Genomic DNA, 21532 nt, shown 5'->3' with positions numbered 1-21532 from the left:
GGGGTAGCGACCGGTCGGGGGGCGGGGGCGGCGTCGACGCGGATCGGAAGCATCTGTGCGGACCTGCCGGGCGACCGCGCCGCGCCTCTCGCGCCCTGACACCAAATCACCGGCCTGTCCGATCGCGGCCGTCCGGGCCGGCGTCAGCTTCTAGGATCCCGGCATGACGACACGACTCGTGCAGATCAACATGAAGGCCCGGGACGACTCCGCGCTCGGCCGGTTCTGGGCGGAGGCACTCGGCTGGGGTGTCGACAGCGAAGGACCCGGCGTGACCAACCTCGAGCCCGTGGATCTGGCCTACCCCGACCCCAGGGCCGTCTGCATCGACATCGTCGCCCGCCCGGAACCCAAGACGGTGAAGAACCGGGTGCACGTCGATCTGGCCACCACCTCGCCCGCCCATCAGGCGGAGCTGGTCGCGCGCTTGCGGGATCTCGGCGCGACGCTGGCCGACGTGGGCCAGGGTGACGTTCCCTGGACGGTCATGGCGGACCCGGAGGGCAACGAGTTCTGCGTCCTGGAGCCCCGCCCGATCCACCAGGACACCGGGCCGATCGCCGCGGTCGTGGTCGACTGCGCCGACCCACGAGCGATGGCCCGGTTCTGGGACCAGGCGATGGACTGGACGGTGCACGAGGTCACCGACAACCACGCGACCATGCGCTCCGCCAAGGGCGTCGGCCCCTACCTGATGTTCGTGCGCACCCCCGACACCAAGCACGTGTGGAACCGCGTCCACCTCGACGTCAGCCCCTATCCCGGTGACGACATGGTGGCGGAAGAAGCCCGACTGCGCGCCCTGGGCGCCACCGACCCCGGCATCGACCAGTCCGCGCTCCACTGGAGGGTTCTGGTCGACCCGGAAGGCAACGAGTTCTGCCTCCTCACCCCTCGCTGACCGTGGGCAGCGGCTCCGTCCGGTTCACCACATCTCGGCCGATGCCCTCCGCCTCGGCTCCAGCCTGCCCTTGAGGAAGGTCAGGAGCACAACGCGGTGGTCACCGCGGCCCGCACATCGGCGTCCTGGGCGTCGGAGCCGCCCGGGTCGAGGGTGACCACGACCGTGGCCTGCCGGCCGTCCGTCGTGGCGCCGCCCATCGTCTGGAAGCCCAGCATGTCGCCCTGGTGGCCCCAGAACACGCCGCCGCACGGCAGCGGCCAGCGCTCCAGGCCCAGGCCATAGGCGCGCCTGCCGGCATGTCCGGTCGGCTCCACGTCCGTCATCTCGGCGAGCTGGGCCGGGCGCAGGAGCCGGCCGCCCAGGAGGGCGGCGAGGAACCGTGACATGTCGGAGGCGCTGGAGATCATGTCGCCGGACCCGGCGGCGACCGTCGGGTTGAGTTCCGTCACGTCGACCGGGTCCGCGTCGGCGGTCGGCCGGACGTAGCCGCGCGGGTGCGGTCCGGGGATCGTGGTCGCGTCACCGGGCACCGACGTGGCGCGCAGCTGCAGCCGGTTCACGATGCGCTGCTTCACCTCCGTGCCGTACGGGCGGCCGGTCACCTTCTCGATCAGCATCGCCAGCAGCACGTAGTCGGTGTTGGAGTAGTGGAACCCGTCGGGCGCGTCCACCTCCACCGGGGGGTGTGCCAGCGCGATCGAGAGCAGTTCGGTGAGGTCGTGGTGCGCGTACCGGTCGGCCAGGATGTCCCCCGGGGTGTAGTACGTCAGGTAGTCGGGCAGCCGGCTGGTGTGCTGGAGCAGGTCCCGCACGCGGATCCGCCGGCCGTCGTTGCCGTGGCCGCGCACCACGCCGGGCAGGTAGCGCTCCACCGGGGCGTCGAGCGCGAGGTGTCCCTCGCCCACGAGTTGCAGTACGACCGTCGCGACGTACGTCTTGGTCATGCTGCCGATGCGGAACCTGCTGTCCGCCGGCATCGGCGCGCCCGTGGCGAGGTCCGCGACGCCGCTGGTCAGCACGGTGGTCCCGTGCTGGGTGCGCACGTTCACGAGCGCGCCGGGTGCCCCGTCCTCACCGGTCAGCCGGTCCAGCACCCGCTGCACCGAGGTGTGTGCGGAGGACGCGGCGACAGGGCTTGGCGCCGCCAGTGCGGACGATGTGCCACCGAGAGCAAAAACCAGTGCGGCACCCAGTACCCGCACGGACGTGTTCATGCGATTCCCCCCAGAGAACGTTCCCGTCAAGGCCCCGGTGGCCCCGCGGTGTGGTCCGTAAGCTACGTGCGAGGGGCGCGACGCGACCATGGGGACAACCCCCGACCCGGGCTGAGGCCAACCGGCGAAGGCGGCACCGTGGAGGCCGCTTCACGGGGCGGGGGCTGCGCGACAACGGCGGGGAGAGCGCCGTGACTTCGGGTGCATGCGTCAGCCGGGCGTCTCACCGCTCCGGCCGGCCGTGAGCACCGTGCGGAGGGGCACACCGCCTGCTGGAAGCGCGGTCGAACCTCGGCCGGCGTCCTGCCGCTGCCCTGACGCTTGCGAACGGTTCGCGGCGGGGTGCGCGCGCAGATTGAGCAGGGTCCCGGCGGTCGGCACCCTGGACGGCGGGGACGAGCACCGCCGGGCCCGCGGGCCGTGCGCCCGCGTGCTCGACCCGCAGGAAGAGCGCCGCGGGGCGCGTCGCCTGGCCGGGCCCCGGTGACCGTGCGCCGACCGGCGGCCGTGAGGGTGTCAGGAGGCCGGTGCGGTCAGGTAGTCGCCGCTCTCCAGGTCTTCGAGCAGCGTCGGGTGGGTGGGCGACCAGCCGAGCGACTCCTGGGTGTACGCACTCGAAGCGGGCCCGTCGAAACCGTAGACGGTGGCCATGAACGGGCTGACGAAGTGCGTGGCGGCCTCCTTCGGCGTCAGTGCGGCCGTGGGCAGGTCCAGGCCCCGGGCGATCGTCTCCGCGATGCTCCTCATGGTGACACCGCTCTCGGCCACTCCGTGCAGCACGCTGCCTGCCGGGGCTTTCTCCAGGGCCAGGCGGAACAGGACCGCCGCGTCCTCGCGGTGCACCGCGGGCCACCGGTTGGCGCCGTCGCCGACGTAGGCCGACACGCCGGTCTTGCGCGCGGTGGCGACGAGCATGGGGATGAACCCGCGGTCCGCGGGCCCGTGGACGGTGGGGGCGAGACGGACCACGCTCGCGCGGACTCCCCGGGCGGCGAAGCCCAGCCCGGCCCGCTCACCGGCGATGCGGAAGGCGGCGATCCCCGCGGTGTCGGGTTCGTCCCGCTCGGTGGCTTCCCGGCCGGCGGGCATGACCAGCGTGCCCGAGGTCACGACGAGAGCCTTGCCCGAGTGCGTCAACGGCTCGCCGAGCGCCTCGATCGCGGCCACATCGCGCCTCTTCATGTCGTCGGGGTCGGAGAAGTCACCGCCGAAGGCCATGTGCAGGACCCCGTCGGCGGCCTCGGCGCCGCTGCGCAGCCGGTCGAGGTCGTCCAGGGACCCGCGGTGGGGTGTGGCCCCCAGTGACTCCAGTCGGGCGGCAGCGGCGTCCGAGCGGGCCAGGCCCGTGACGGTGTGGCCGGCCCGGATGAGTTCGGCGACGACTGCCGGGCCGGTCTGGCCGGATCCGCCCGTGACGAAGACATGCATGAAGGACTCCTGCGGTGTCAGTGACTGGCACTAAGTAGCGCCAGTGACTGACATTAAGTAGCGCCAGTGTCTGGCGTCAAGAAGTGTCAGTCACTGGCGTGAAGAAGTGCCGGTCACTGACGCGTGCGCTATCCTCGACGGGTGCCACGGAGCGGAGCAGAAGCGCGCCGCCGCCTTCAGCAGGCGGCGTTGGAGCTGTACCGGGAACATGGGTTCGATCAGACCACCACGGCCGAGATCGCCGCCCGGGCCGGTGTCAACGAGCGCACGTTCTTCCGGCACTTCCCGGACAAGCGCGAGGTGCTCTTCGACGGGGAAGCCGACCTGCGCGCCGCGCTGATGGAGGCCGTCGCCGAAGCGCCGGACGGTCTGCAGCCGCTGGACGTACTGCTCTGCGCCTTCCGGCGGGCCGGGCGGATCCTGGAGGACAACCGCCCGTTCTCCGAACCGCGCCTCCAGGTCATCGCCAAGACCCCGGCGTTGCGCGAACGCGAGTTGGCCAAGGCCGCATCGCTCACCGAAGCCGTAGCGGACGCGCTGCGCGCGCGCGGTGTCCCCGAGCGGCTGGCCGGCCTGGCGGCCCAGACCGGCTGGGCCGCCTTCCATCACGCGGCCCAGGCCTGGATCGACGACCCCTCCCGGAGCCTGGAGGCGCATCTCTCCCGAGCCTTCGACGACCTGCGCACCCTCTCTGCGACCATGTCGCCCGCGCAGGCCGCGGGCGAGAGCGGCGGCGGCGGGGCGTGGGGGCGGCGTAGGTCGAGTCCGAGGCCAACGCGGGCCCGGACTTCAGGGGCGACGTGTGTCCGGCCTGAGGGCAACGCGGGCCCGCGCTGAGGGGTGACATGCCCCCCGCCTGCGATCAGCGGCGAGGCGGCGACGGGCCGGACGCGACGTCGGCTGTCCACCTCGGATGTGACGCCTCTTGGGCGGTGAGGCCCTTTTGGGCGGTGGCGCGCTTTTGGGCGTGACGCCCTTTTGCGGGGTGCGCTCGCACGACGTTGGCCCACCGGCCTGAAAAACGACGGCACGCTCGCGCGCTGATCGAGCCCTTCCCTGCCGCCCCGGTCCCCCCTCCCAGTCTGGTGTGAGGTGGAGCACCCTTGACAGGCGCCGCGATCGTAGATCCTATAGGAAATAGAGAAAGGGAGCCGATCTTGACTCACACCGCAGAAACCTGGCCGATCGCCGCCGCCCTCCTGCAGTTCCCGAACACCGGGCCCGACGGGACCTCCACCCAGGACCAGTCCGCGCAGCAGTGGGCGGAGACCTTGCAGGAGGTGGTGGACGCCGGGTTCACCGAAGTCGACCTGACCGACGCCTGGCTGCGCCCGGGAGACCTCACCCCGGCCCGTCTCGACGAGCTGCGCGCCACCCTCGCCCAGGTCGGGCTGACCGCCCCCGCCATCTCCGCGATCCGCCGCAGTGTGATCGATCCCGTGGACGGCGACGACAACCTCGCCTACTCGCACCGCACCATCGACGCGGCCGCCGCGCTGGGCGTCCCGCTGGTCTCCGTCGGCCTGCACCGGCCCCTCACACCCGAGCAGCAGGCCGTCCTCTGGTTCTGGACGGTGCCCGGCCCGAAGGACCCGATCGGCGACAAGGAGACCTGGCGCAAGGCCGTGACCCGGCTGCGTGAACTCGCCGACCACGCCGCCTCGGTGGGGGTCGAGCTGTCCCTGGAGATGTACGAGGACACCTACCTCGGCACCGCGGACATGGCCGTGGCGCTGCTCACCGACATCGAGCGTGACAACGTCGGCCTCAACCCGGACCTCGGCAACCTCATCCGGATGCAACGTCCCATCGAGGCATGGGAGTCGATGGTCACCAAGACGCTGCCGCACGCCAATTACTGGCACGTGAAGAACTACTACCGCCTGGAGGACCCCGCCACCGGCACGGTCCTGACCTCGCCCGCCCCGATGGAGTCCGGGTTCGTCAGCTACCGGCAGGCCGTGAAGATCGCGCTCGCCCACGGCTTCGACGGCGCCTTCTGCGTGGAGCACTACGGCGGTGACGGGCTCAGCGTCTCCGCCGCGAACCGCGACTACCTGCGGCGCATCCTGCCTAGGCGTCCCTCGGCCTGACCGGCCTCGTTCCGACCGCCGTACGTCCCCGTTGAGCGACTCGCCCTGAACCCGGCCGGGCGCGGCCCCCGAGGTCCCCTGGTGCGCCCTCTCGGGGAGCCGCGTGCCGCACGCACGGCGCCGCCCTGATGGGGTGCCCCTATCGCCGCCACCGGCGGCCGGCGCCGCGCAGCCTTCGCGCAGCCATCGCACGGCCCTCGTACGGCCTTCGAGCCCGACCACCCGTGCCGGGCAGCCCCGTGCCAGGCCGCCCCGGGTCCGCACCCGCCCCGGTCCGCACCCACCTTGGGCGTCCACGCCACCCCTCGCCGACCGGCGCGTGCGGCCCCCGCGCCACCCCGGCCGGTGGATCGCCACCGCCGTGGTGCTGGTGCTGCTCGCCCAGTTCGTCCACGGGCTGGCCACCAACCCCTTCTACCAGTGGGACCGGTTCGCCTACTGGTTCCTGCGGCCCACCATCCTCGACGGTCTCCTGATCACCCTGGAGGTCACCGCGCTCAGCGCCGTGCTGGGCCTGCTCGGCGGCATCGTCGTCGCCCTGGCCCGCCTGTCCGCGAGCCCCGTGCTGCGGGCGGTCGGCTGGACCTACGTGTGGGCGCTGCGGTCCATCCCGCTGATCGTCGTGCTGATCTTCCTGTACAACTTCTCCGCGCTGTACCGGACGCTCAGCATCGGCGTCCCCTTCGGGCCGGCGTTCTTCCGCTTCGACGAGTCCCGGCTGGCCACCGACATGGTCGTCGCCGTCGTCGGCCTCAGCCTCAACGAGGCGGCCTACGCCGCCGAGGTCGTGCGCGGCGGCATCCTCTCCGTCGACCAGGGCCAGCACGAGGCGGCCGCCGCCCTCGGCCTGTCCCGGCGCCGCCAGTTCACCCGGATCGTCTTCCCGCAGGCCCTGCGCGCCATCGTCCCCGCCTACGTCAACCAGCTCATCGGCCTGGTCAAGAGCACCTCCCTGGTCTTCTACGTCTCGCTGCTCGACCTGTTCGGCGCGGCGCAGACCATGGGTTCGACCTACCCCGGGGACATCGTGCCGCTGCTGCTGGTGGTCACCGTCTGGTACCTGATCCTGACCAGCCTCGTCTCCGTCGTCCAGTCCTACGTCGAACGGCACCACGCCCGCGGCGCGTCGCGCGCCCTGTCGCCGACGCCGCTGCGGACACTGCGCACCGCCTGCACCGAACTGCGCGCCCGCATCCGCCGCGAGGCCGCCGTATGACCGGCCGCCCCACCTGCCGCAGGACGCCCGGGACCTGCTGAGCCGCGCGCTCGCACCGCAGAGCCGTCCCCCATACCCACCCATCGTCTCCGACACCAAGGACCAGCCATGCCCACCCGCAGCCCTCACCGCCGGCTTCTGCGCACCCTGACCGCGGGCACCGCCGCCGCCTGCCTCGCCGCGCTGCTCACCGCGTGCGGGGGCGACAGCGACGCCGCCACCACCGCCGGCGCCGCGGCACCCGGCACGGTCACCGTGGGACGGCTGTCCAACGGGGCAGCCCGGCAGACCACGCTCACCGTGCCCGAGGTGGCGTCCCTCCACGCCCGGCTGCCCGCCACCGTCCGCAAGAAGGGCACGCTCGTCATCGCCGTCGGCGCGCTGCCCTCCGGCTTCCCGCCGCTGGCCTACGTCGGCGCCGACCAGAAGACCCTCACCGGCGCCGAGCCCGACCTGGGCCGCCTGGTGGCCGCGGTGCTCGGCCTCAAGCCCGAACTGCGCAACTCCACCTGGGAGAACATGTTCGTCGGACTCGACAGCGGCAAGGCCGACGTGGCCTTCTCCAACGTCACCGACACCGAGGAACGCAAGAAGAAGTACGAGTTCGCCTCCTACCGACAGGACAACCTCGCCTTCGAGGTGCCGAAGAAGAGCACCTGGAACTTCGGCGGCGACTACCGCAACCTGGCCGGCAAGACCGTCGCCGTGGGCTCCGGCACCAACCAGGAGAAGATCCTCCTGGAGTGGAAGGCCAAGCTGGCCAAGGAGGGCAAGCAGCTCACGGTCAAGTACTACCAGGACTCCAACAGCACGTATCTCGCCCTGGCCGGCGGGAAGATCGACGCCTACCTCGGCCCCAACCCCGGCATCGCCTACCACACCCGCCAGGTCGCCGGCACGCCCCGCGCGACCCGCAACGCCGGGACGTTCTCCGGTGCCGGACAGACCCTGCAGGGGCTGATCGCGGCCACCGCCAAGAAGGGCAGCGGCCTGGCCGAGCCGATCGCCGCCGCCATCGACCACCTCATCGACACCGGGCAGTACGCCAAGTGGCTCGCCGCCTGGAACCTCTCCAACGAGGCCGTCACCAAGGCCCGGGTGAACCCCCCGGGACTGCCCCTGGACAACTCCTGACCCACGGAGCCCTGTCCCTGTCCCGATTCGACGCCCCCTCACGGAAGGCACCCTCGTGTCATCGACCTCCGCACCCCTGCACCTCGCCGTGGCCCTGGACGGCACCGGCTGGCACCCGGCCTCCTGGCGTGAACCGGTGGCCCGGCCACGGGAGTTGTTCACCGCCGGATACTGGGCCGATCTCATCGCCGAGGCCGAGCGCGGCCTGCTCGACTTCGTGACCATCGAGGACGGCCTGGGCCCCCAGTCCTCCCACTTCCTCGACCCCGACGACCGCACCGACCAGGTCCGCGGCCGGCTCGACGCCGTCCTGATCGCCTCCCGCGTCGCCCCGCTGACCCGGCACATCGGCCTGGTGCCGACCGTGGTGGCCACCCACACCGAGCCGTTCCACATCTCCAAGGCGATCGCCACCCTCGACTACGTCAGCACCGGCCGGGCCGGCCTGCGGGTGCAGATCACCGCACGCCCGCACGAGGCCGCCCACTTCGGCCGCCGCACCATCGCCCGGATCGACGCCTACGACAGCCCCGCCGCGCGGGAGGTCGTCACCGACCTGTTCGACGAGGCCGCCGACTACGTGGAGGTCGTGCGCCGGCTCTGGGACAGCTGGGAGGACGACGCCGAGATCCGCGACGCGGCCACCGGCCGGTTCATCGACCGCGACAAACTGCACTACATCGACTTCGAGGGCCGCTTCTTCAGCGTCAGGGGCCCCTCGATCACGCCCCGCCCGCCCCAGGGCCAGCCGCTGGTCACCGCCCTGGCCCACCAGACGATCCCGTTCCGGCTCGTGGCCCGCCAGGCCGACGTCGGCTACGTCACCCCGCACGACGCCGGACAGGCCCGCGCGATCGTCGCCGAGATCCGCGCCGAACAGCGGGCGGCGGGCCGTGCGAAGGAGCCCCTGCACGTCTTCGCCGACCTCGTCGTCCTGCTCGACGACAGCCGGGCCGAGGCCGAGGCCCGGCTCGACCGGCTCGACACGCTCGCCGGACAGCCGTACACCAGCGACGCCCGGATCGTCGCCGGGACCGCCGCGCACCTGGCGGACGTCATCGAGGAACTGGCGGCCGAGGGCCTCAGCGGCTTCCGGCTGCGCCCCGCCGTCGCCGGTCACGACCTGCCCCGCATCAGCCGCGAGCTGGTGCCCGAGCTGCAGCGCCGGGGCCGCTTCCGCGACGCCTACGAAGCCTCCACCCTGCGCGGCCTGCTCGGCCTGGCCCGCCCCGCCAACCGCTACGCGGCAGCCGTCGCCTGACCCGACCAGGACGTGAGGACCACACCCATGACCAAGCCGCTGAAGCAGATCCACCTCGCCGCCCACTTCCCCGGCGTGAACAACACCACCGTCTGGAGCGACCCCGCCGCCGGCAGCCACATCGAGTTCTCGTCCTTCGCGCACTTCGCGCGCACCGCCGAACGCGCCAAGTTCGACTTCCTGTTCCTCGCCGAGGGGCTGCGCCTGCGCGAACAGGGCGGGAGGATCTACGACCTGGACGTGGTGGGCCGCCCCGACACCTTCACGGTCCTGGCCGCGCTCGCCGCCGTCACCGACCGGCTCGGCCTGACCGGCACCATCAACTCCACCTTCAACGAGCCCTACGAGGTGGCCCGCCAGTTCGCCAGCCTCGACCACCTCTCCGGCGGCCGCTCCGCGTGGAACGTCGTCACCTCCTGGGACGCCTTCACCGGCGAGAACTTCCGCCGGGGCGGCTTCCTGCCGCAGGAGGAGCGCTACTCGCGCGCCAAGGAGTTCCTGGCCACGGCGAACGAGCTGTTCGACTCCTGGCGCGGGGACGAGATCGTCGCCGACCAGGCCACCGGCACCTTCCTGCGGGACGCCCGGGCCGGCGCGTTCGTGCACCGGGGCAAGCACTTCGACATCCACGGCCGGTTCAACGTCCCGCGCTCCCCGCAGGGCCGCCCGGTGATCTTCCAGGCCGGCGACTCCGACGAGGGCCGGGAGTTCGCCGCCTCCGGCGCCGACGCGATCTTCAGCCGGTACGCCACCTTGAACGACGGGCAGGCCTTCTACAAGGACGTCAAGTCCCGCCTGGCCAAGTACGGCCGCCGGCCCGACCAGCTGCTCATCCTGCCCGCCGCGACGTTCGTGCTCGGCGACACCGACGCCGAGGCCGAGGAGATCGCCCGCGAGGTGCGCCGGCAGCAGGTCAGCGGCGCCACCGCGATCAAGCACCTGGAGTTCGTCTGGAACCGGGACCTGTCGGCGTACGACCCGGACGGGCCGCTGCCCGACGTCGACCCGGTGGTGAGCGAGGAGCACATCGCCCGGGGCCGCGCCCAGGTGCGGATGTACCGGGACCCGATCGCCGTCGCCCGCGAGTGGCGGCAGCTGGCCGAGGCCCACCGGTGGTCCATCCGCGACCTGGTGATCCACACCGGCAACCGCCAGACCTTCGTCGGCTCCCCGGCCACCGTCGCGCGGACCATCAACGACTTCGTGCAGGCGGACGCCTCCGACGGCTTCATCCTCGTCCCGCACATCACCCCCGGCGGACTGGACCCCTTCGCCGACAAGGTCGTGCCGCTGCTGCAGGAACAGGGCGTCTTCCGCGCCGACTACGAGGGCACCACCCTGCGCGACCACCTCGGCCTCGCCCACCCGGACCAGGCGCGCACCGAGCGGGTGGCGTCGTGAAGTTCCTCGCCATCACCCTGATCGTGCACCGGCCCGACCCGGTCACCGGCGTACGGAAGTCCACGCAGGAGCGCTTCCGCGAAGTGGTGGACAACGCCCTGCTCGCGGAGGAACTCGGCTTCGACGGCTTCGGCGTGGGGGAGCGGCACGAGCGGCCGTTCCTGTCCTCCGCGCCGACGGTGGTGCTCGGCCACCTCGCCGCCCTGACCCGGCAGATCCGGCTGTTCACCGCCGTCACCACGCTGAGCCTGCTCGACCCGGTGCGCGCCTACGAGGACTACGCCACCCTCGACCACCTCTCGGGCGGGCGCCTGGAGCTGATCATCGGCAAGGGCAACGGATCGGCCCAGCGCGATCTGTTCCACGTCACCCCCGAGGACCAGTGGGAACGCAACGCCGAGAGCTACGAGGTGTTCCGGTGGCTGTGGCGGGAGCCGAAGGTGACCGCCGACACCCGCTTCCGGCCCCCGCTGAAGGACGCCGAGGTGTGGCCGCGGCCCTACCAGCGGCCCGTACGGGTCTGGCACGGCAGCGCCACCAGCAAGGAGAGCGTGGACCTCGCCGCCCGCTACGGCGACCCGCTGTTCTCCGCGAACGTCACCCACCCCGTCGAGCCGTACGCCGAGCTGATCCGGTACTACCGCGAACGCTGGGAGCACTACGGCCACGACCCGGCGGACATCGCCGTGGGAGCCGGTTCGGCGGGCGTGTGCGTGGCGCCCACCTCACAGCAGGCGCTGGCCGCCTACCGGCCCGTCTTCGAGAGCAACCTGGCGTTCCAGCGGCAGGCGGGCCTGCCCGTCGTCTTCGAGACGCTGGAGGACTTCGCCGAGCGCAGCTCGGCCCTGATCGGCAGCCCGCAGCAGGTCGTCGACAAGGTGCACCGCGCTGTCCACGGTCGAGGAGTTCGGCCTGATCGACGCCCTGCACCCCGGCCGCCTGGACCTCGGCCTCGGCCGCTCCGGCGGCCGTCCGCCGGGCGGGGCCGCGTCCGAACCGGCCGGGCCGTCCGAACCGGCCGGGCCGTCCGCCGGATCTGCCGGGCCGTCCCCCGGACCCGCTGGGCCGCACCACGTGCCGGAGGTCGTCGACGGCCGGGCCCCGAACGGCCTGCTCATCCCGCCGCGGTTCTCCTTCGAGCACCTGCTCGCCTCGCCCCGCATCGCCCTGCAGCGCCGGCTGCTGACGCTGCCGGGCGCCGAGCCCCAGGAGTACGGCGAGCAGATCGACGACATCCTGGCACTGCTGGCCGGCACCTACCGCTCCCCGGACGGACAGCAGGCGCACGCCGTGCCCGGTGAGGGCGCCGACGTACAGGTGTGGATCCTGGGCAGCAGCGCCGGGCCGAGCGCCGCCGCCGCGGGCGCCCGGGGCCTGCGGTTCGCGGCGAACTACCACGTCAGCCCGGCCACCGTGCTGGAGGCGGTGGCCGCCTACCGCTCCTGCTTCACACCCTCCGCGGACCTCGGCGCACCCCACGTCAGCGTCTCCGCCGACGTGGTCGTCGCCGAGGACGACGAGACGGCACGCGAACTCGCCACCGGCTACGGCCTGTGGGTGCGCAGCATCCGCACCGCCGAGGGCGCGATCCCCTTCCCGGCACCGGACGAGGCACGCCGTCACGTCTGGAGCGAGGAGGACCGGGCGCTGGTACGGGATCGCGTCGACACGCAGTTCGTCGGCTCGCCCGGTCGCGTCGCGGACCGGCTGGAGCAGTTGCGGGAGGCCACGGACGCCGACGAGCTGCTGATCACCACGATCACCCACGACCACGCCGACCGGGTGCGCTCCTACCGGCTGCTGGCCGAGGAATGGCAGCGCCGCCACTGAGCGCCGTACGGCCGCGGCGGGCCGGCCCGGCACCCGGCCGGGGCCGTCACCCTCCCCCGAGAGGTGACGGCCCCGCCAGGTTCCCCCGGCGCCGGACTGCGACCGACTGCGCGCCACGGGCGGCAGCGGCGGGCCGTGCGACCAGACTGCCGCCCGCCCGGCCCCGGCGCCTGAGTCGAGGGCTGCTCAAGTCGCCCTGTATCAGAACTGAGTATCCGGGGTCCTGATGCCGTGACGACTTACGACCACCGTGACACCCAGCCCCTCGGCGACCCCTGGCCCTTCACCGGACGCGCGGACGAACTCGACCTCATCGCACGATCGGTGGCCGCCGGCCGGCCCGGTCTGGTGGTGACCGGACCGGCCGGCCGCGGCAAGACCAGGCTCGTGCTGGAGGCCGTCCGCGGCACCGACTGGGCCCGGGTCACCGGGACACCCGCGGCCCGCCGGATCCCCTTCGCGGCGTTCGCGCACCTGCTGCCCGGGACGCCCACCCTGCCCCGCGCGCTGCGGCTGCTGTCGGGGACACGGCTGCTGCTGGTCGACGACGCCCACCTGCTCGACGACGCCTCGGCCGCGCTCGTCCACCAGCTCGCCGTGCACGCCCGCACCCGGCTGCTGGTCGTCGCGGCCGACCACACCGACGTGCCCGAGGCGATCTCCCGGCTGTGGACGGGCGAGTTGCTGCCCCGCCTGGCCCTGGAACCACTGCCCCCGGAGGACACCGCCCACCTGGTGGCGGCCGGGGCCGGCGGCGCCGTGGAGCCGTTCACCGCGCACCGGCTGCACCGGCTGTGCCAGGGCGACCTGCGGCTGCTGCGCGACCTGCTCGGCGCGCTGCGCGAGCGCGGACTGCTCACCCGCGACCGGGACACCGGCGAGCGGACCTGGCGGGGCCCGCTGCCGCTCACCGACGCCGTACGGGACCGGGCCGCGCCGGTTTGGGAACGGGAGCGCGCCGAGGAGCGGGAGGCGCTCGAACGCCTCGCCTTCGCCGAGCCGCTGCCGCTCGACGCCGACGCCCTCGACCTGCGGACGCTGGAGGACCTCGAAGCCGACGGACTGGTGCGCGCCGACGAGCGGGGCGCGGTCCGGCTCGCCCACCCGCTGCACGGCCCGGCGCTGCGAGCCGCCACCGGAGTGCTGCGGGCCCGCCGGCTCGCGCCCGCCCCGCGGCGGCACGAGCCCGCCCTGCACGCCGAACAGGCCGCGCTGGCGCGGGGGATCGACCGGGCGGACGTGCGTGACCTGCCCGCGCCGGTGGGGGAGTGGCTGGTGGAGCACGGCATCTGCGTCCCCGCCGGGTACGCGGCCGCGCGGGCGCGGCTGTGCCGGCTGCGGGGCGAGATGCGGGGGGCCCTGGCCTGGGCGCGGCAAGGGCTGCGTACGGCACCGCGGGAGACCGCGTGCCGTACGGAACTGCTGCTGGCGGCGGCCCAGTGCGGCGAGACGGTGCCTGCGGACGGCACGGCGGCGCCCGGCGCGCGGGCCGCGACCTGGCGCGCGGCCGCGTCCGGGGACCTGGCCGGTGCCCTGCGGTGCGTCGACCCCTGCGACCCGGCCTCCCTCTACGACGCCGTCCGCCTCGGCGCCCCCGAGCGAGCCGTCGAACGGCTGGGCGGCAGCGGGCCGTTCGCCCGCCATGCCGACGCCCTGGCCCGCCGCGACGGGGCCGCCCTGGACCGGGTGGCCGAGGAGCTGGAGCAGCGCGGGTTCCTGCTGTTCGCGGCCGAGGCGCACGCCCAGGCCGTCCGCCTCCACCGGGATCCGGGCGCGGCCCGCTCCTCCCGGATGCGCGCCCTCGCCCTGGCCCGCCGCTGCCCGGGCGCCCGCACCCCGGCGCTCGGCGGGCTGGTGCTCGGCGAACTCACCGCCCGGCAGCGGCAGATCGTCGCCCTCGCCGCCGCCGGACTGAGCAACCGGCAGATCGCCGAACGCCTCACCCTGTCCGTGCGCACCGTCGGCAACCACCTGCACAGCGCCTACACCCGGCTCGGCGCCGGCGACCGGACGGCGCTTCCCGCGCTGGTGGCGCAGCCGGCCTGAGCGGCGGGTGTCCGGGTGCGGCGGGGGCGTCGGCTCCGCAGTGGGTGCCCGGGGTGCGGCCCGGCGTCGGGTCCGGGGCGCGCCGTTCGCGTCGGTCGCGGAGCCGGTCCGGGCGGCAGATGTCCGGTCAAGGCTCGGTGCCGTGTCCGGGGCCGGGCTGCTCGGGCCGCTCGCCCGGCCGGTCGGAGCGGCACCCCGCGCCGGTGTGCTCAGGCCGCGCCGAACGCCGAGAACGCCCAGCCCGTGGCCTGGTGGGTGGCGTCGCCCGGCAGCGCGGCCCGCGCGTCCCGCAGCGCCTCGGCCAGCGACAGGCCCGCGCCCAGCCCCTTGTGCAGCGCGAGCATCAGCGGCACCACCGCCTCGTCGTTGACGGGCGCGCTGCACGCCACCACCCCGGCGGTGCCCAGCGGCAGCAGCGCGGTGACCAGACCGAGCAGCTCGTCGGCGCCTACGGAGGCGAACCGGGCGGTGTCGCAGCAGGACAGGATGATCCGGTACGGGCTGCGGGCCAGGCGTTCGAAGTCGTGCACGATCAGCGGCCCGTCGGCCATCGTCAGCGACGAGAACAACGGGCTGTCGGCACGGAAGGCGCCGTGCGCGGCGAGGTGCGCGAGCCCCGCCCCGTCCAGCTCCCGCAGCACGGCCGACACATGGGCGGCGTCCCCCTCCAGCACGGTCGGCGCGCCGTACCGGCCGGCCAGCTCCGGCACCTCCGCGCCGCCGGTCGCCAGGCCGGGCCCGCGCACCAGCACCTGGCGGCCGCCCCGCGGCGGCCGGGTCTCCCGGGCGCGCAGCCAGCTGCTCGCCGACGGCGACACGCTGACCACCCGCTCGCGCAGCGACGGCAGCAGCGCCCAGGGCACCCGGTGCAGCGAGCCCGGCGGCACCACCACGAGCGGACCCGCGCCCAGGTGCCGGGCCGCCGGCCCCAGCAGCAGCTCCTCCAGGCGGCGTCCGGCCGCCTCCACCAGCGGCAGCCGGGCCGCCGCGCCCGGATGCGCCAGCCGCCGCAGCCCGGCCTGCACGTGCTCGGCCTCGATCACCGCCCCCGCCAGCCGGCCGGCCGCGAAGCGCCGTACCCGGCCCTGCCCGCACAGCAGCACGTGCCCCCGCCCGTCCACGACGGCCAGTTCGACCAGGCGCGTATCCCCGAGCCGGCGCAGCAGCCGGCCGGCGTCGAAGCGGACGCCGCCGCCGGGCGCGTCCCCGCGCAGGTGCAGGGTGCGGGAGCGGATCTCCCGCTCCAGGCGCCGCTGCTCCCGCTCCAGCGCCGGGACGGGATGCCCGTCCTGGCGGGCCTGCTCGGCGCGCGCGGCGATCTCCCGGAACGCGGTCAGGCCGCTCAGCAGCGCCGGGTCGGCCGGCGGCCGGGTGGGCGGCGCCGACAGCACGGTGGCCCGCCAGCGCTCGCTCCAGGCCAGCAGCCGCCGCGGCTCACCGGAGGCGAGGGCGGCCTGCTGGGCGAGCGCGGCCAGTTCGGCGCCCTGCGCGGTGGCCCGGGCCCGCAGCTCCGAGGCGCCCAGGGTCATCCGGTGGTCGTCGAGCACGTCCAGGCCGCGTCGGCACGCCTCCAGCACCCCCCGGTCCGAACCGGCCGCCCGGGCCCGCAGCGCCTGCGCCGCCCAGCCGGTCACGCGGGCCAGTGGCGGCCCGCCGGCGCGGCTGCGCGAGGCCACGGCCAGATGCCGCTCGGCCTCCTCCGGCCGCCCCAGGGCCAGCGCGATCCGGCCCGCCAGCAGCGACGCCTCCGGCGCGGCCGGCGAGCCGAACGCGGCCAGGCGCCGCGCCACCTCGGCGGCGTCCGCGACCAGCCGCCCCGAGCGGCGCCCGGTCGCGGCCCGCGCCTCGATCAGCACCAGCCGGGCGTGCGTCTCCCACCAGGCGCGCCGCTGCCCGGCGAACAGCCGCACCGCCTGCGCCGCGCGGGCGATCGCGGTGCGCGGGTCCTCCGCGAGGCGCGCGGCCCGCGCCGCCACCAGCAGCAGTTCGGCCTTGCGGGTGGACTGGCCGCCCAGCCGGTCCAGTTCGGCGATCGCCCCGTCCGCCTCGGCCAGCGCCTCCGGAGCCAGCCCGGCCGCCATCAGCACCTCGCAGCGCCGGATGTTCAGCATGAACGTCGGCGTGCCCAGCTTGGCGTAGCGCTCCTCGGCCTCGTCCAGCAGCCGCAGCGCCGCCGGGATGTCGCCTTGCCGGAACGCGGCCAGGCCCCGGCTCTCGACCGCGTCCGCCTTGTCGTGCTCCTGACCGGTGGTGTCCCACAGGGCCTGTGCCGCGGTGAAGTCGGCGTCCGCCCGCAGGCCCGCGCCCAGCGCCAGGTGCACCGTGGCGCGCAGCGTCAGGGCGCGCGCCGTCCAGATCACGTCGTCGGCCTGGCGCAGCACGGGCACGGCCCGCCGCACGTCCTCCAGCGCCTCGCGGTGCCGTCCCAGCACCCACCACACGTACGCCCGCCGGTACAGCACCCGGGCCCGGGTGTGCCCGGTGCCGCGCGCCACCCCCTGGTCGAACGCGGCCAGGCCCTGCCGGGTGCGGCCCGCGTGCACCAGCGCCACCCCGAGCGTGGCCAGCACGTCGGCCTCCCGCTCGGCCGAGCCGGCGCGCGCGGCCAGGTCACGGGCGCGCCGCAGGTGCCGCAGGGCCAGGCGCAGATCACCGAAGTCCCGCTGCCAGATGCCGATCACCTGGTGCGCCACCGAGGCGTGCAGCGGCGGCGGTGCGGCCCGCAGCAGCTCCCGCGCCCGCGCCAGCGCCTCGCCCGGGTCAGCGAACACCATCGGCAGCAGTTCGAGCACCGATTCGCTTCCCGCTGTCACCCACCGGATGGTAGTGGCAGCGCAGGTGCCCCGGAACCAGGCCCTCCCCCGGTGGCCGCCGGATCGGGCGCCGTACCAGGGCCAGCCGGACGCCGCACCCGGGCCCGGCCGGACGCGCGTGCCGGATCCCGTCCGAGGCGCTGCACCGCACGCCGTGCCGACTGTATCAACGAGGGGTCCCGCGGCTCTGACTGACGACCCACCGCACCAACGGGAGGACACCGGCATGGCGCCTGAGCGATTCCATGAGCAGTTCGACCACATCCAGCGGTCGATGCCCGACGTCCCCCGGGCGATGGGCCCGGACGACACGGCCGAGTTCCTCTACGAGAAAGGGGTCGTGCTCGCCCGCGACGGCGAGGAGGCCCGGCTGGTGGAGGACACCGTCCGCACCCACTTCACCGCCGCGCCCGACCTGACCCCCGACCATGTGCGCCGAGCGAGCCCGGAGACCAACCGCACCGGCGTCACCCGCATCCAGGTCGGCGACCCCGGGCACGGCGACCGCAGCGGCGACCGGGCGGTCGCGCACGCGCTGCGCGCCCTGCGCGCGCACGAGAGGCGGGCCGGGCGCCGGCTGGTCAGCCGCAACCACGTGGTGCACATAGCGGGCAACGCCTGCCCCGGTGACGAGCCCGTGCCCGCGCCCCTGGCCGCGGGCCCCAACCCGGCCCCGGACACGAGCCCTTACGACCCGGACACCGCCGTCGACGTCCTCGTCGTCGACAACGGCCTCACCCACGACCACCGCGCCGCCCCGCTGCTCGCCCGCGTCCGGGGCGACACCCAACTCGGGGAGAGGGACGAGGAAGGGGTGCTGCGGCCGTACGCCGGTCACGGCACGTTCATCGCCGGGCTCGTCGCCGCCGTCGCCCCCAACACCGACATCATTGTGCGCAACACCCTCGACGACGCCGGCGCCGTCCTGGAGTCCGAGTTCGGGCACAGACTCTTCGAAGCCGTCGACCGGCACGGGTGGCCGGACATCATCAGCCTGTCGGCGGGCACTTCGAACGGCCGCACCGACGGACTGCTCGGCGTCGACGCCTTCATGCGGGAACTGCGCGACCGCGGCACGCTGCTCGTCGCCGCCGCCGGCAACAACGCCAGCGCCACCCCGTTCTGGCCCGCCGCCTACGCCGACCTGCCCGACCACGCCGACGCGGTCCTGTCCGTCGGCGCGCTGCGCAGCGACGGCGAGTACGGCGCCTGCTTCTCCAACCACGGCCCCTGGGTGAAGGCCTACGCCCCCGGCGAACGCCTCGTCGGCGTCCTCACCGGCTTCGAGCAGCCCGTGCCGTACGTCTACCAGCACTCCACCTACGACGCCTGCCGGTTCGGCTTCCGCTACGCCTGCACCTGCCGGCACCCTCGCCACACCGGCCTGCTCAGCGAGCGGCAGGAGAGCACCGGTGGCACGGCGGAGAAGGTGATGTTCGAGGGATACGCGCAGTGGAGCGGAACGTCGTTCGCCACCCCCGTCGCCGCCGGCATGGTCGCCGCCCACATGACGGCCCACAAGGAACGCGACCCGCGTGCGGCCCGCCGCCAACTCCTGGCCGCCACCGCCGACTACGCGGAGGTGCGCGGGGCCCACGTACCGGCGCTGCTCCCACCGACCTGGCGACCGGTGCCCGTCACCCGGCTCGCTCCGCCCGCATGAGCAGCCGGACCGCCCTGCGCACCGCGTACGATGACAGGTCGTACACGAGGGGTGAGTCGGTGGAACGTGCAGAGGTCGGCGCGCTCGTCCGGTCCGCCGTCGACGGCGACGCGGCGGCCTGGAAAGCGCTGGTGGAGGGGCTCGGCCCGCTGGTGTGGTCGGTGGTGCGCGCCCACCGGCTCTCCGACGCCGACGGCCACGAGGTCTACCAGACGGTCTGGTTCCGCTTCGCCCAGCACCTCGGGCGGATCAGGGAGCCCGACAAGGCGGGCTCGTGGCTGGCGAGCACCGCGCGCAACGAATGCCTGAAGACACTGCGGAGCCTGAGCCGGCTGACGGTCACGGACGACCCGCAGCTGCTGGACCGGGTCAGTGAGGACGGCACGCCGGAGCAGTCGCTGCTGGACTCCGAGGAGGCCGCCGCGCACAGCGAACGGGTCCGCCGGCTGTGGCAGGAGTTCGACCAGCTCGGTGACCGCTGCCGCCGGCTGCTGCGGGTGCTCATGGCCTCGCCGCCGCCCAGCTACCAGGAGGTGTCCGCCGCGCTGGGCGTCGCCGTGGGCAGTATCGGACCTCTGCGCCAGCGCTGTCTGCGGCGCCTGCGCGCACGACTCGACGCACGGGGGACATCATGACCGACGACGACCGCGGCGACCGGGACGGCAGCGGCGCCGGTGGGTTCGAGGACGTCGAGGACTCCTCGGACTTCGGGGACGTCGAGGACGGGCTGCTGGAGGAGGAACTGCGGCAGGCCGCCGCGGCCTTGGACCCGGTGCCCCAGGCGCTGCGCCAACTGGCCCTCGACGCCTACGCGTTGTACGACCTCGACGCCCGCGTCGCCGAGCTGACCTTCGACTCGCTGCTGGACTCCCTGCCGGTCAGGGGAGCCGGGGACGTGCCGCGGATGCTGACCTTCCAGGTGGGTGAGCTGAGCGTGGACGTGGAGGTCGGCGGCGACGGGCTGATGGGGCAGGTGCTGCCGCCGCAGCCGGCCCGTATCGAGGTGCTGAGCGGCCCCGGGCCCGGGGCCTCGCTCACCGCCGACGAGCTGGGCCGCTTCACCGGCGCGCCGCCGCCCGTCGGCCCGTTCGCGCTGCGCCTGCACACGGGCGGGGACGTGGTGGTCACGGAGTGGCTGCGGGCCTGCCCCTCCGGGGCCGCTTTCGGAACCCGGCCCCGGTCGGCTCAGTCCCGCCTGCTCCTCACCAGGTCACCGGCAGGCTCTGCGGGCCCCGGATCATCGTCCTGCGCCGCCAGCGGACCCGGTCGGCCGGCACCGCGAGCGCGAGGTGCGGCATCCGGGCCAGGAGGGTGTCGATCAGCAGCTCGGTCTGCAGCCGGGCGAGCACCGCGCCGGTGCAGTAGTGCGGGCCGTTGCCGAAGGCCAGGTGCGGGTTCGGGTCGCGGTCGGGATCGATCGCGTCCGGGTCCGGGAAGAGGTCCGCGTCGCGGTTGGCGGCCAGGTAGGAGACGTAGACGGCCTCGCCCGCGGCGATCCGCACCCCGTGCAGGTCCACGTCCTCCAAGGCGATGCGGGCCAGGCCCACGCTGCTGCGGTGCGGGATCCAGCGCAGCAGCTCCTCCAGCACCGGGCCGCGCGCCTCGGGCCGCCGGCGCACCCGCGCCATCAGCTGGGGCGGGGTCAGCAGCAGGTACAGCATCTGCCCGCGGTTGTGGGTCACGCCCCCCCCGCCGATCTGCAGCGGCCCGGCCAGCCCGACGGCCTCCTCCTCGGCGATCTCCCCGCGCGCCACGGCCCTGCCCAGCAGGGTGTAGACGTCCTCGCCCGCCCGGTCCGCGCGGGCCCTGACCGTCGCGGTGATCCACCCGTACAGGCCCTCCTTGGCCCGGCCGGCCGCCTCCGCCCCGTTGGTGGAGATGATCTCCCGGGTCCAGGCCCGCACCCGCGCGCGGTCGGCGGCGGGCACGCCCATCACCTCGCAGACGACACCGATCGGGAACGGCTCCAGCACCCGCTCGACCAGATCGGCCGGCGGCCCGTCCCGCAGGACGCCGTCCACCAGCTCGTCCAGGATCTCCTGCGCCCGGGGCCGCAGCCGCTTCATCGCGCTCACCGTGAACGCCCCGGCGATCGGCTTGCGCAGCCGGTTGTGGTCGGGCTGGTCGGCCCAGGCGAGCGAGCCGGGCCGGGGCGCGAAGTTCGGCGCCATCCGGGTCACCTGGCGGCGGGTCACCTCCGCGCGGCTGAAGCGCGGATCGTTCGTGATCAGTTTCACGTCGTCGTAGCGGGTGGCCAGCCAGGCCCAGCCCTCGCCGTGGGGCAGGCGGACGCGGGTCAGCGGGCCCTCGCGCATCAGCTCGGCGAGCACCGGGTCGAAGGCGGTGCCCTCCAGGTCGAGCGCGGGCCAGTCACGCACCGGGGGCGGCGCCGGCGGCCCGGCGGGGGACGGCGCCATCGGGTCCGTACCGTGCGGCGTCGCCCGGGCGGGCGTGGGCGTGGTGATCTCCTGCGTCATACACCCACCCTCACCGCGCCCCGGCCGCTTGTCGCGCCGGAGTGCTCCAGCC

General features: G+C 74.4%; 15 protein-coding genes and 2 pseudogenes. 13 read left to right on the top strand and 4 right to left on the bottom strand.

Annotated features, from left to right (window positions below; all coding sequences use genetic code 11):
• The first annotated feature begins 163 nt into the window (after positions 1-163).
• Complete coding sequence (locus tag GV126_RS01925; protein WP_159662122.1) at positions 164-901, top strand: VOC family protein; 738 nt, start codon at positions 164-166, stop codon at positions 899-901.
• Positions 902-981: 80 nt separating this feature from the next.
• On the opposite strand, the gene GV126_RS01920 is transcribed toward GV126_RS01925, so the two are convergent.
• Both GV126_RS01920 and GV126_RS01915 read right to left on the bottom strand, forming a co-directional pair.
• Positions 982-2118: a serine hydrolase domain-containing protein gene (locus GV126_RS01920; protein WP_159662121.1), complete on the bottom strand. Its 1137-nt coding sequence runs from the start codon at positions 2116-2118 to the stop codon at positions 982-984.
• A 516-nt stretch (positions 2119-2634) separates the two neighbouring features.
• A complete protein-coding gene (locus GV126_RS01915; RefSeq protein WP_159662120.1) occupies positions 2635-3546 on the bottom strand; it encodes an SDR family oxidoreductase in 912 nt (303 codons plus the stop codon).
• A 141-nt stretch (positions 3547-3687) separates the two neighbouring features.
• Here GV126_RS01915 and GV126_RS01910 point away from each other — a divergent pair, with 141 nt between their 5' ends.
• The 9 genes and pseudogenes from GV126_RS01910 (at position 3688) to GV126_RS01870 (ending at position 14527) form a co-directional block, all read left to right on the top strand.
• The gene (locus GV126_RS01910) at positions 3688-4383 is read left to right on the top strand and encodes a TetR family transcriptional regulator (protein WP_159662119.1); all 696 of its coding nucleotides are present in this window, start codon (positions 3688-3690) and stop codon (positions 4381-4383) included.
• A gap of 320 nt (positions 4384-4703) precedes the next feature.
• Positions 4704-5639, top strand: coding sequence for a sugar phosphate isomerase/epimerase family protein (locus tag GV126_RS01905; protein ID WP_159662118.1), 936 nt, complete (start codon positions 4704-4706; stop codon positions 5637-5639).
• 319 nt (positions 5640-5958) lie between these two features.
• A complete protein-coding gene (locus tag GV126_RS01900; RefSeq protein WP_201299789.1) occupies positions 5959-6855 on the top strand; it encodes an amino acid ABC transporter permease in 897 nt (298 codons plus the stop codon).
• A 108-nt stretch (positions 6856-6963) separates the two neighbouring features.
• On the top strand, positions 6964-7989 hold the full coding sequence (locus tag GV126_RS01895) for an ABC transporter substrate-binding protein (protein ID WP_159662116.1): 1026 nt from the start codon (positions 6964-6966) through the stop codon (positions 7987-7989).
• A 55-nt stretch (positions 7990-8044) separates the two neighbouring features.
• Positions 8045-9250 (top strand): LLM class flavin-dependent oxidoreductase, encoded by a 1206-nt coding sequence (locus GV126_RS01890; RefSeq protein WP_185946911.1) that lies wholly within the window; start codon positions 8045-8047, stop codon positions 9248-9250.
• Positions 9251-9277: 27 nt separating this feature from the next.
• Entirely contained in the window at positions 9278-10651 is a 1374-nt protein-coding gene (locus tag GV126_RS01885) for an NtaA/DmoA family FMN-dependent monooxygenase (protein ID WP_159662115.1), read from the top strand.
• A pseudogene (locus tag GV126_RS01880) lies at positions 10648-11538 on the top strand (LLM class flavin-dependent oxidoreductase); the annotation flags it as partial. The gene GV126_RS01885 and the pseudogene GV126_RS01880, both read left to right, overlap by 4 nt.
• Before the next feature lies 1 nt (position 11539).
• Positions 11540-12481, top strand: coding sequence for an LLM class flavin-dependent oxidoreductase (locus GV126_RS01875; protein WP_159673215.1), 942 nt, complete (start codon positions 11540-11542; stop codon positions 12479-12481).
• A gap of 231 nt (positions 12482-12712) precedes the next feature.
• Positions 12713-14527, top strand: a complete 1815-nt coding sequence (locus GV126_RS01870; protein ID WP_159662114.1) for a LuxR family transcriptional regulator AbsR2 — start codon at positions 12713-12715, stop codon at positions 14525-14527.
• 209 nt (positions 14528-14736) lie between these two features.
• Here the strand turns inward: GV126_RS01870 and GV126_RS01865 are convergent, their stop codons facing one another.
• Positions 14737-17340 (bottom strand): CHAT domain-containing protein, encoded by a 2604-nt coding sequence (locus GV126_RS01865; protein ID WP_159662113.1) that lies wholly within the window; start codon positions 17338-17340, stop codon positions 14737-14739.
• Between the two features lie 226 nt (positions 17341-17566).
• On the opposite strand from GV126_RS01865, the gene GV126_RS01860 reads away from it, so the two are divergent.
• From GV126_RS01860 to GV126_RS36150, 3 genes and pseudogenes are all read left to right on the top strand, one after another.
• Positions 17567-19003, top strand: a complete 1437-nt coding sequence (locus GV126_RS01860) for a S8/S53 family peptidase (RefSeq protein WP_159662112.1) — start codon at positions 17567-17569, stop codon at positions 19001-19003.
• Between the two features lie 59 nt (positions 19004-19062).
• On the top strand, positions 19063-19638 hold the full coding sequence (locus GV126_RS01855) for an RNA polymerase sigma factor (protein WP_159662111.1): 576 nt from the start codon (positions 19063-19065) through the stop codon (positions 19636-19638).
• A pseudogene (locus tag GV126_RS36150) lies at positions 19635-20147 on the top strand (hypothetical protein); the annotation flags it as partial. The gene GV126_RS01855 and the pseudogene GV126_RS36150, both read left to right, overlap by 4 nt.
• A 58-nt stretch (positions 20148-20205) precedes the next feature.
• On the opposite strand, the gene GV126_RS01845 reads toward GV126_RS36150, so the two are convergent.
• Complete coding sequence (locus tag GV126_RS01845) at positions 20206-21420, bottom strand: cytochrome P450 (protein WP_159673213.1); 1215 nt, start codon at positions 21418-21420, stop codon at positions 20206-20208.
• Positions 21421-21532: the final 112 nt, after the last annotated feature.

This window comes from Streptomyces mexicanus (assembly GCF_902506575.1).
GTDB lineage: Bacteria > Actinomycetota > Actinomycetes > Streptomycetales > Streptomycetaceae > Streptomyces > Streptomyces mexicanus.
This window is presented reverse-complemented; position numbering and strand designations above follow the sequence as displayed.

Coding starts and splice junctions, on each gene's coding strand:
- GV126_RS01915 (WP_159662120.1), bottom strand. CDS start 3,546: ATGCATGTCTTCGTCACGGGCGGATCCGGCCAGACCGGCCCGGCAGTC.
- GV126_RS01860 (WP_159662112.1), top strand. CDS start 17,567: ATGGCGCCTGAGCGATTCCATGAGCAGTTCGACCACATCCAGCGGTCG.
- GV126_RS01845 (WP_159673213.1), bottom strand. CDS start 21,420: ATGGCGCCGTCCCCCGCCGGGCCGCCGGCGCCGCCCCCGGTGCGTGAC.
- GV126_RS01925 (WP_159662122.1), top strand. CDS start 164: ATGACGACACGACTCGTGCAGATCAACATGAAGGCCCGGGACGACTCC.
- GV126_RS01920 (WP_159662121.1), bottom strand. CDS start 2,118: ATGAACACGTCCGTGCGGGTACTGGGTGCCGCACTGGTTTTTGCTCTC.
- GV126_RS01885 (WP_159662115.1), top strand. CDS start 9,278: ATGACCAAGCCGCTGAAGCAGATCCACCTCGCCGCCCACTTCCCCGGC.
- GV126_RS01895 (WP_159662116.1), top strand. CDS start 6,964: ATGCCCACCCGCAGCCCTCACCGCCGGCTTCTGCGCACCCTGACCGCG.